Consider the following 10,114-nt stretch of genomic DNA (forward strand, 5'->3'; position numbering starts at 1 on the left):
GTTCCAGCCGTTGAGGCCGTTGTCGGGCGCGATCGTCTTGTCCTTGGAGTTCTTGACGATGATGACGTCACCGACGATCGAGTGGTCGTAGAGCCATGCGGCCATCTGGTTCGGGTCGCCGGCGCCCTTGACGTCGTTCAGGCCCACGCAGCCGTGGCTGGTGTTCACGGAGCCGAAGATCGAGTCAGCGCCCCAGTAGTTGCCGTGGATGAACGTGCCCGAGGTGGAGAGCCGCATCGCGTGCGGGACGTCCTTGATGTCGTACTCGCCCTTGCCGTCGTCGTCCGTGAAGCCGACGGTGGCGCCGTTCATCCGGGTCTCCTTGAACTTCTCGGAGATCACCATCTGACCGTTGTACGTGGGGTTCTCCGGGGAGCCCGCGGAGATCGGGATGGTCTTGACCGTCCGGCCGTCCTGCTTGACCGTCATCGTCTTCGTCGCGACGTCGACGGTGGAGACCTGGTTGCGGCCGATCTTGAAGGTAACCGTCTTCTGCTGGACGCCGAAGACCCCGTCGGCGCCCTCGACGCCGTCGAGGTTCAGCTTCAGCGTGACGGTCGAGCCCTCGGCCCAGTAGTCGTCGGGGCGGAAGTCCAGGCGCTGGGAGTTGAACCAGTGCCCGACGACCTCCTGACCGCTGCTGGAGGTCACCGTGATGCCGCTCTGGACGGCCTTCTTGTCGGTGATGGCCTTGTTGAACCTGATCGAGACCGGCATGCCGACTCCGACGGTGGAGCCGTCCTCGGGCGTGAAGTTGCCGATGAAGCTGTTGGCCTGCGAGACGGTGGTGAAGGAGGAGTTCTCGTGGGCCTCCAGGCCCTCCGCGTCCTTCGCCGTCGCCGCGAGCTTGTAGACGGTGGCGCGCTTCAGCTGCTCGGTGGGCTTCCAGCTCTTGCCGTCGGCGGAGATCTCGCCCTTGACGCTCTCGCCCTCGGCGGTGGTGAGGGTCACCTCGGTGAGCGTGCCGTCGGTGACCGTGACCTTGGCGGCGTTGTTGATCGACGCGTTGGCGGCACCGTTCTCGGGCGAGATGGATATCTGGGCCTTGGACGTCTTCTGCGCCGCCGCCTCGTCGACCTGGGCCTGCGACTGGGGCGACTGGGAGCTGCCGGCGGCGTTGCCCTTGTCGCCGTCGCTGCACGCAGAGAGCACCAATACGCCGCCGAGCACCACGGCGGTCGCCGTCAGGCCCTTGCGACGCTTGCCGTCCGTCATCACACGCTTCTCCATCGTCGCCGAATCCCTGCCAACACTCGTCTGAACATCCATGACACCCCGCGCGGTTCCGGAACCGCGCGGTTTGTGGGGAACACCACTGACCGACACGCAGGCCCGGAGCGCCCGGTTCCCGTACCGCTTCCCCGTACGGCTGCCCCTAAGGCCCCCCGTAGGACGGGAGCCCCGGTGGGCGCCGCGACCTGCGACGCTTTCACCGGGGCTCCGAGCAGGGGCGTGCCGCTGCTACACCCGTTCCTCGTCGTCCACGTCGACCTCGTCGTCCGCGTCGTCGTCCCCATCTTCCTCGTCGAGGTCCCACTCCTGAGCATCGGGGTCGTAGTCGATCTCCTCGCTGCTCCAGGAGGCCTGGACCAGCTCGATTCCCGGGATCTCGCTGACGAGGTCGAACGGTTCGACGAGGTAGGCCAGGGCCTCGGCGCTGTCCTCGCGGACGGCGGAACGCGCGTGCGCGCGCTCGTCGTCCGGCATGAACTCGTCGGTGTCGATCCGGCCGACGGCCGCCTCGGTCAGCTCCTCGGGGCCGTCGATCTCCAGGACGACTTCCACCCGAAGCCGTACATAACGTGAAGTCTCGGAAGTACTCATACGACGGAGCGTAGGCCGCCCGGGCCCTCGGCTTTCCTGCGACCCGCTGTGTTCACTAGCATCGGCGCACACACCAATTCGCGGTTGCCGCAAGGGGGATCGAAATCTGTGTCCGTCGCACGCCGCCCGCTGCTGACCGCCACCGCCGCCGGGACACTTCTCTGCGCTCTGTGGTTCGTTCCGTCGGCGAACGCCACCGATGAGGACCGTACCGCGGCGACGCGGCGCGAGAGCGTGGCGGCCGAGCCGCGCCTGGCGGAGACGGGCGGGGTGGACACCACGCCGTACGTGCTGGGCGGGACGGGATTCCTGGTCGTCGGGACGGGTTTCGTGACGCTGGCGATGAGACGCGGAGGCCGGGCCTCGTAGCCCGTCCCACCACCGCACCGTCGCACCCCGCACCGGAACGCGAGGAGGGGCCGCCCGTCGAGGGCGGCCCCTCCTCCCTTGTGCCGCGTGGTTCCGCGCCGTTACGCCAGCGGGCCGGTGACCGGCTCCACGGCGGCGACGAGCCCGCCCTCCCGTACGAAGGCGTCGGCCGCCGCCAGGTCGGGGGCGAGGAAGCGGTCCGGGCCGGGACCCTCGACGCCGGCCGCGCGCAGCGCGGCGATGGCGGCCCGCGAGGCGGGGGCGGGGGTCAGGCCGCGGCGCAGCTCGATGCCGCGCGTGGCGGCGTAGAGCTCCACGGCGATGATCCGGTTGAGGTTGCCGATGGCCGTGCGCAGCTTGCGGGCGGCGGACCAGCCCATGGAGACGTGGTCCTCCTGCATCGCGGAGGACGGGATGGAGTCGGCGGAGGCCGGGACGGCGAGCCGCTTCATCTCGCTGACCAGGGCGGCCTGGGTGTACTGGGCGATCATCAGGCCCGAGTCGACGCCGGCGTCGTCGGCGAGGAAGGGCGGCAGGCCGTGGGACCGGTTCTTGTCGAGGAGCCGGTCGGTGCGGCGCTCGGCGATGGAGCCGAGGTCGGCGGCGACGATGGCGAGGAAGTCGAGGACGTACGCGACGGGGGCGCCGTGGAAGTTGCCGTTGGAACGGACCTGGCCGTCACGCAGGACCACGGGGTTGTCGACGGCGGCGGCCAGCTCGCGCTCGGCGACCAGGCGGGCGTGGGCCATGGTGTCGCGTCCGGCGCCGGCGACCTGCGGGGCGCAGCGCACGGAGTACGCGTCCTGGACGCGGGGGGCCTCCTCCTCCTGGAAGTGGTTGGTGAGGCCCGAACCCTTGAGCACGGCGAGCATGTTGGCGGCGGAGGCGCCCTGGCCGGGGTGGGGGCGGATGGCGTGCAGCTCGGGCTCGAGGACCTTCTCGGTGCCGAGGAGGGCTTCCAGGGAGAGGGCCGCGGTGATGTCGGCGGACTTGTAGAGGGTGTCGAGGTCGGCGAGGGCCATGATCAGCATGCCGAGCATGCCGTCGGTGCCGTTGAGGAGGGCGAGGCCCTCCTTCTCGCGCAGCTCGACGGGCTGGATACCCGCCGCGGCGAGCAGTTCACCGGCCGGCTTCACGGTGCCGTCGGGGCCCTCGGCGTCGCCTTCGCCCATCAGGGCGAGAGCGCAGTGCGAGAGCGGGGCGAGGTCGCCGGAGCAGCCGAGGGAGCCGTACTCGTGCACGACCGGCGTGATGCCGGCGTTGAGGACGTCGGCCATGGTCTGCGCGACCTCGGGCCGGACGCCGGTGTGCCCGGAGCAGACGGTCTTCAGGCGCAGGAACATCAGCGCGCGCACGACCTCGCGCTCGACGCGCGGCCCCATGCCGGCGGCGTGCGAGCGGACGATGTTGCGCTGCAGCTGGGCGCGGAGCTCCTGGCTGATGTGCCGGGTGGCGAGCGCGCCGAACCCGGTCGAGACGCCGTACACGGGCTCCGGCTTCGCGGCGAGCGCGTCGACGACGGCCCGCGCGGCGGCGAGGGCGCTGACGGCCTCGGGGGAGAGCTCGACGCGGGCACCGTGGCGGGCGACGTCGATGACGTCCTGGGGGGTGGTTCCGGACGTGCCGAGGACGACGGTGTGCATATCCATATTCAGCACCCTACGGACTGAAGACCAACCTGTCACTAGGTGACGGCCGCCCAGGCGGTGGCGGCCGGCGGGGCGACTCCGCGGACGGTGCCCTACACCGGCGGCGCGTCGCGGAAACGGCGCCGGTCGCGGGCACCGGGGGGCGCGTCGGCGAGCTGGATGACCGTGCCGTCGCGACCCGCTACGACCGGTTTCGAGGACCGGGCCGCCTTCGCCCGGTACTGCGCCGCGTCCGCCAGACGGAAGAGCCGGCGGGCGGACTTCAGCGGGCCGATGGGGTCACCCGTCGACGCGACCCCGCACGCCACGCCCTCGCCGAGCTCCAGCTCCCCGGCCCGTACGCAGAGTTCCTCCGCGACGGCCACCACCTCGTCCGACGTGGGCCCCACCGACAGCAGGCAGAACTCGTCGCCGCCGAGCCGCGCCGAGAGCGCCCCCGGCAGCATCGCCCCGCAGCGCGAGAGGACCGAGCCGAACCGTTCCAGCAGGCGGTCGCCGACCGCGTGGCCGTGGGTGTCGTTGACCCGCTTCAGACCGTTCAGGTCGCAGACGACCAGACTCACCACGGACCCGTCCGCCCGGTACCGCTCGACCGCCTCGTCGAGCCGGGTGTCGACCGCGCGCCGGTTCGCGAGCCCGGTCAGGGGGTCGGTGAAGGCCAGCTTCCGCACCTCCTCCAGGCGCTCCGCCTGGGCGATGCCCGCCGCGACGACCGCGGCGAGCACCGCCGCGAAGTCCGCGTCGTCGCGGTCGAAGACCGGCGCCCCGGCCGGCCTCGCCACGTACAGCTCGCCCCACGCCCGGCCGTGCAGCACGATCGGCGCGACCACGCAGCAGCCGCGTCCGCGTCGGCGCAGCCCGGTCACCCGGCCGGTCGTGACGCGATCGCCCGCCGTCTCCACCCAGGCGTCCGGCTCGCCACCGCCCGCCCACTGCTCGTGCAGGAACTCGGTGATCTCCGGGAACTGGTGCACGGGATACGTCTCCGCGTCGGGGAACTCCTCCTCCCCCACCGCCCGCTCCCCGGCGTTCACCAGCACCTTCAGCCGGCCGTGGTCCCGCTCCCAGACCGACAGTGCGGCGAACGTCCCGCCGAGCCCGTCGCGGGCGCCGAGCGCCGCCGCCCGCCAGAACTCGCGCGGGGTGTGCGCCGCCGCCATCGCCTGCGCCAGCGCCACCACGGCTCGCAGCCGCACATCCTCTCCCATTTCTACAGCTTAGGGAGGTTCAGTCCGTTTTAACCGGCGAAGCGTCACAGAAAGTCACATTACGGACAAAAGCACCAGTTTCCCATGCGCCGTTCAGGCACTCACTCAACTCGCTCACTCACCCGGCCACTGCGGCTTCCGCTTCTCGTTGAAGGCGGCGACGCCCTCGGCCCGGTCCCCCGAGAACGCCACCGACCTCCACGCGGCGTCCTCGACCTCCAGGCCCGCCCGCAGGTCGAGGCCGTGCCCGAGCCGCATCGCGCGCTTCGCGGCGCGCAGCCCGACCGGCGAGTTCGCGGCGATCCGCTCGGCGAGCTCCAGCGCCGCCGTACGGGCGTCGTCCTCCAGCAGGTCGACCAGACCCAGCTCGCGGGCCTCCGCGGCCTCGACCCGCCGCGCCGTGAAGACCAGCTCCGCCGCCCGAGCGGCGCCGACTCGGCGCGGCAGCAGCTGCGTACCTCCCCCGCCGGGGATCACGCCCACCGACACCTCCGGCAGCCCGACCACGGCGGTCGCGTCGGCCACGATCACGTCACAGGCGAGCGCGAGCTCGAAGCCGCCGCCGAGCGCGAAGCCGTGCACCGCGGCCACGGTCGGCATGGGCAGCTCCAGGACGCCGGTGTACGCGCCCCGGGCGGTGGGCCGCTGACGGACCAGTTCGGCGTCCGTGAAGGAGTTGCGCTCCTTGAGGTCGGCGCCGACGCAGAAGGCGCGGTCGTTGGAGGAGGTCAGCACCGTGACCCGGACCGAAGGGTCGGCGGCCAGCGCGTCGCAGGCCGCGCCGATGGAGCGGGCCATCTCGGAGGAGACCGCGTTCATCGCCTTCGGCCGGTCGAGGACCAGCTCGGCGACGTACCCCTGCTCATGCCTGCGTACGGCGACGAACTCCCCGAAACGCTGCTCGGACTGATCGGACACGACCCACACCCTCCCGGTTAACGACGGTTCACCGGGATCTTAGGGGGTGCCGGGTGGATCAGGCCGGGCTCCGGCCTGATCCACCCGGCACCCCCTAAGTCGGGCGGCGGCTCAGCTGCCAGGGCTCGACGACTCCGAGGCCTCGGACCGGGCGCTGCCACATCGGCTGGAGCGCGAAGCGGTACGACGGGGGCTCCTCGCCCTCCTTCTCCGCGCGGGCCGCCTCCTCCGCCGCCTGGGTCTCCGAGACGGGCGCGTCACCGGTCCTGGTGAGCTCCTCGGCGAGGGCCCCGTCGACCAGGACCGCGTCCTTGGGCGCTATCGAGGTGAGCCGGCTCGCGAGGTTCACCGTCGTACCGAAGACGTCGCCCATCCGGGTCGTGACCGTGCCGAAGGCGATGCCCACGCGCAGCGCCGGCATCGTCTCGTCGTGCCCGAGCGTCTCGATCAGGCGCAGCGCGATCTCGGCGGCCGTACCGGCGTCGTCGGCGGCGTAGAGCACCTCGTCGCCGAGGGTCTTGATCAGCCGGCCGCCGTGCGCGGCGACCAGGTCGGCGCAGGTGGTCTCGAAGGCCTCGACCAGTTCGCCGAGCTCCTCCTCCTCCAGGCGACGGGTCAGGCGGGTGAAGCCGACGAGGTCGGCGAAGCCGACGGCGAGCCGCCGGTCGACCATCTCCTCGTCGTCGGCGGCCTGGACGACCCGGCCGGTGGCGGCGGCGAGCTGCCGTCGCCAGACGTAGATCAGGAACTCCTCCAGCTCGGGCAGGAGCAGCTCGACCAGGGGGTACGTGACCTCGGTACGGGTCATGCCGGGCTCGGGCGGCTCGGTGAGCCCCTCCAGGAACGAGTCGATCTGCCACTCGGCGAGCCGCGCGGTCGTCTGCCCCGTGGACCGGGCGACCTGCACGGCCATCGGCTCGCTGAGCAGCCCGGCCTCGACGAGGCCGGCGAGGCGGCGCAGGGCGAGGACGTCGGCCTCGGTGAGCGCCTTGGCCTGCCCGATGTCTGCGAAGCCCATGGCGCGCCAGAAGCGGGAGGCGAGCTCCATGGACACGCCTGCGGTGCGGGCGGCCTGGAAGGGGGTGTAACGGCGGTCGGCCCCGAGGATGAGCTGTTCGAGCCGGATGGCGAGGGGGTCGTCGGTCGGCTCCGCCGTGTGGTCGACGACATGGTGTGGCGTGGGATAGGTGGGTGGCTCGTCCTCGCCGCCGCCTCGCGCGTCGTCGACGGTCACCGGCCGCCTCCTGCCCGTTCCCTGCCCACTGCCCTGCCGATCTGTCGCCTGGATCGCGCTCCACGATACGACAGGTGTGTGCCAGCTCACGCCGTAACGCCGCCGGACCTCGCGCCGCGCCCTGTCGTCGGCACGGTTGTGGGTACGCGTTCCCCGGACCGGAACGCGTACCCACGAGGCTCTACGACTCCGCGCGCACGTGGACGATGTCGCCCGCCGAGACGGCTTCCGTGCCGCCGCCCTCGGTCGCCACCACGAGCCGTCCGTCGCCGTCCAGGGCCACGGCCTCGCCCTCCAGCATCCGCTCGCCCGGCAGCTGTGCCCGGACGCGCCGGCCGAGCGTCGCGCAGCCCGCGGCGTAGGCGGCCTGGAGGCCCGAGACCTCGGGGTCGCCGTCCGCCCGCACCCACTCCCCGTACCACTGCTCCAGCGACCGCAGGACGGCCCGCAGCAGCGTGTCGCGGTCGGTGGAGACCGCGTCGGCGAGGAGCAGCGAGCCGGCCGCCGGGACCGGCAGTTCGTCCTCACGCAGGGTGACGTTGATGCCGAGCCCGACGACGACGCCGTGGTCGCCGGCCCGCTCGGCGAGGATGCCGCCGGTCTTGCGTTCCTCGCCGCCGACCGAGACCAGAAGGTCGTTCGGCCACTTGAGGGAGAGGTCGACCCCGGCGGACTTCGCGAGACCGGTCGCCGCGGCGACGCCCGCGAGCAGCGGCAGCCATCCCCACCGGTGCACCGGCACGTCGGGCTTGAGGAGTACGGAGAAGAAGAGCCCGGACCGCGCCGGGGCCACCCAGCTGCGGTCGAGCCGGCCCCGCCCCGCCGTCTGCTCCTCGGCCACGAGCACGGTGCCGCCGGGCAGCTCGTCGGCGCGCCCGGCCAGGTCGGAGTTGGTGGATCCGGTGCTGGGGACCACGTCGAGCGAGGCCCACAGACCGTCGGGTCGTACGAGCGCCCGGCGCAGCGCGCCGGCGTTGAGCGGGGGCCGGTCCAGGTCGGACCAGGGCCCTCCTGAGCCATGAGAGGACGTCATGCAAGGCAGCCTAGGTGTGGCAAAGACCGCAGTGCCGAACCGTATCGGCGTGGATACCCTACGGATCAGTAGGCCAGCAGTAGCCCATTCGTAGCCAACGTACCCCCGTGACCAGGCAGGGAGCCGCATCCCGATGTCCGAGTCGGTAGAGCCACAAGAGATCGACATTCACACGACCGCGGGCAAGATCGCGGATCTGCAGCGCCGTATTGACGAGGCGACCCATGCCGGCTCCGAGCGTGCCGTGGAGAAGCAGCACGCGAAGGGGAAGCTGACCGCGCGCGAGCGGGTCGAGCTGCTGCTCGACGAGGGCTCGTTCGTGGAGCTCGACGAGCTGGCCCGGCACCGGTCGACCAACTTCGGCCTGGAGAAGAACCGGCCGTACGGAGACGGTGTCGTCACCGGCTACGGCACGGTCGACGGCCGGCCGGTCGCGGTCTTCTCGCAGGACTTCACGGTCTTCGGCGGCGCGCTGGGCGAGACCTTCGGCCAGAAGATCATCAAGGTGATGGACTTCGCCCTGAAGACCGGCTGCCCGGTCATCGGCATCAACGACTCGGGCGGCGCCCGCATCCAGGAGGGTGTCAGCGCGCTGGGCATGTACGGCGAGATCTTCCGCCGCAACACCCACGCCTCCGGCGTCATCCCGCAGATCTCGCTGGTCGTCGGCCCCTGTGCGGGCGGCGCGGTGTACTCCCCCGCGATCACCGACTTCACGGTGATGGTGGACCAGACCTCGCACATGTTCATCACCGGTCCGGACGTCATCAAGACGGTCACCGGTGAGGACGTCGGCTTCGAGGAACTGGGCGGCGCCCGTACGCACAACTCCACCTCCGGTGTCGCGCACCACATGGCGGGCGACGAGAAGGACGCGATCGAGTACGTCAAGTCCCTTCTGTCGTACCTGCCGTCGAACAACCTCTCCGAGCCGCCGGCCTTCCCCGAGGTGGCCGAGACCGAGGTGAACGACGAGGACCGTGAGCTGGACGTCCTGATCCCGGACTCCGCGAACCAGCCGTACGACATGCACCAGGTCATCGAACACGTCCTGGACGACGGCGAGTTCCTGGAGACGCAGGCGCTGTTCGCGCCGAACATCGTCACCGGCTTCGGCCGGGTCGAGGGCTTCCCGGTCGGCATCGTCGCCAACCAGCCGATGCAGTTCGCCGGTTGCCTCGACATCAACGCGAGCGAGAAGGCCGCGCGGTTCGTCCGTACCTGCGACGCCTTCAACGTTCCCGTCATCACCTTCGTCGACGTGCCGGGCTTCCTGCCGGGCGTGGACCAGGAGTACGGCGGCATCATCCGCCGCGGCGCCAAGCTGATCTACGCGTACGCCGAGGCGACCGTCCCGCTGATCACGGTCATCACCCGCAAGGCGTTCGGCGGCGCGTACGACGTCATGGGCTCCAAGCACCTGGGCGCGGACCTGAACCTGGCCTGGCCGACCGCGCAGATCGCGGTCATGGGCGCACAGGGCGCGGTGAACATCCTGCACCGCAGGACGATCGCGGCGGCGGAGGATCAGGAGGCGGAGCGGGCGCGGCTGATCCAGGAGTACGAGGACACGCTGCTCAACCCGTACACGGCGGCCGAGCGCGGATACATCGACGGCGTCATCATGCCGTCGGACACCCGGCCGCAGATCGTGAAGGGCCTGCGTCAGCTGCGGACGAAGCGGGAATCCCTGCCTCCGAAGAAGCACGGCAACATCCCCCTCTAGACCTGCAAGGAGCCGCTGTGATCAAGGTCGTACGAGGAAACCCGACCCCGGAGGAGCTGGCCGCCGCACTCGCGGTGGTCCAGGCCCGGGCCGCGGCGAGGGCGGCGGCGTCCGCCGCCGGCGGCGGCCCGGCGGTCCCCGAGGGCTGGTCGG

10 protein-coding genes are annotated in these 10,114 nt (G+C 71.4%); 3 read left to right on the plus strand and 7 right to left on the minus strand.

The window, feature by feature from the left end; all coding sequences use genetic code 11:
- Together IE136_RS15195 and IE136_RS15200 are read right to left on the minus strand one after the other, a co-directional pair.
- Positions 1 to 1,230: L,D-transpeptidase (locus IE136_RS15195; protein ID WP_189600582.1), on the minus strand; the 1,230-nt coding region annotated here is incomplete at its 3' end.
- Between the two features lie 231 nt (positions 1,231 to 1,461).
- The gene (locus IE136_RS15200; RefSeq protein WP_158989758.1) at positions 1,462 to 1,824 is read right to left on the minus strand and encodes a hypothetical protein; all 363 of its coding nucleotides are present in this window, start codon (positions 1,822 to 1,824) and stop codon (positions 1,462 to 1,464) included.
- A gap of 108 nt (positions 1,825 to 1,932) precedes the next feature.
- On the opposite strand from IE136_RS15200, the gene IE136_RS15205 reads away from it, so the two are divergent.
- Positions 1,933 to 2,193, plus strand: coding sequence for a hypothetical protein (locus IE136_RS15205; protein WP_158989756.1), 261 nt, complete (start codon positions 1,933 to 1,935; stop codon positions 2,191 to 2,193).
- 101 nt (positions 2,194 to 2,294) lie between these two features.
- Here IE136_RS15205 and hutH read toward each other — a convergent pair whose 3' ends face one another.
- The 5 genes from hutH to IE136_RS15230 all read right to left on the minus strand — a co-directional run bounded on the left by hutH (position 2,295) and on the right by IE136_RS15230 (position 8,235).
- Positions 2,295 to 3,836 (minus strand): histidine ammonia-lyase, encoded by a 1,542-nt coding sequence (gene hutH, locus IE136_RS15210; RefSeq protein ID WP_189600608.1) that lies wholly within the window; start codon positions 3,834 to 3,836, stop codon positions 2,295 to 2,297.
- A 98-nt stretch (positions 3,837 to 3,934) separates the two neighbouring features.
- The gene (locus IE136_RS15215) at positions 3,935 to 5,050 is read right to left on the minus strand and encodes a GGDEF domain-containing protein (protein ID WP_158989754.1); all 1,116 of its coding nucleotides are present in this window, start codon (positions 5,048 to 5,050) and stop codon (positions 3,935 to 3,937) included.
- Positions 5,051 to 5,164: 114 nt separating this feature from the next.
- Positions 5,165 to 5,968: an enoyl-CoA hydratase/isomerase family protein gene (locus IE136_RS15220; protein ID WP_158989752.1), complete on the minus strand. Its 804-nt coding sequence runs from the start codon at positions 5,966 to 5,968 to the stop codon at positions 5,165 to 5,167.
- Positions 5,969 to 6,062: 94 nt separating this feature from the next.
- A complete protein-coding gene (locus tag IE136_RS15225; RefSeq protein ID WP_158989750.1) occupies positions 6,063 to 7,202 on the minus strand; it encodes an adenylate/guanylate cyclase domain-containing protein in 1,140 nt (379 codons plus the stop codon).
- 181 nt (positions 7,203 to 7,383) lie between these two features.
- Positions 7,384 to 8,235, minus strand: coding sequence for a biotin--[acetyl-CoA-carboxylase] ligase (locus IE136_RS15230; RefSeq protein WP_158989748.1), 852 nt, complete (start codon positions 8,233 to 8,235; stop codon positions 7,384 to 7,386).
- A gap of 133 nt (positions 8,236 to 8,368) precedes the next feature.
- Between IE136_RS15230 and IE136_RS15235 the strand changes: the two genes are divergently transcribed.
- Positions 8,369 to 9,961, plus strand: coding sequence for an acyl-CoA carboxylase subunit beta (locus IE136_RS15235; protein WP_158989746.1), 1,593 nt, complete (start codon positions 8,369 to 8,371; stop codon positions 9,959 to 9,961).
- A gap of 17 nt (positions 9,962 to 9,978) precedes the next feature.
- Positions 9,979 to 10,114 (plus strand): acyl-CoA carboxylase subunit epsilon (locus IE136_RS15240; protein ID WP_189600583.1); only part of this gene is annotated, 136 nt, incomplete at its 3' end.

It is taken from the genome of Streptomyces lateritius (genome assembly GCF_014649715.1).
In the GTDB taxonomy this organism is placed as follows: domain Bacteria; phylum Actinomycetota; class Actinomycetes; order Streptomycetales; family Streptomycetaceae; genus Streptomyces; species Streptomyces lateritius.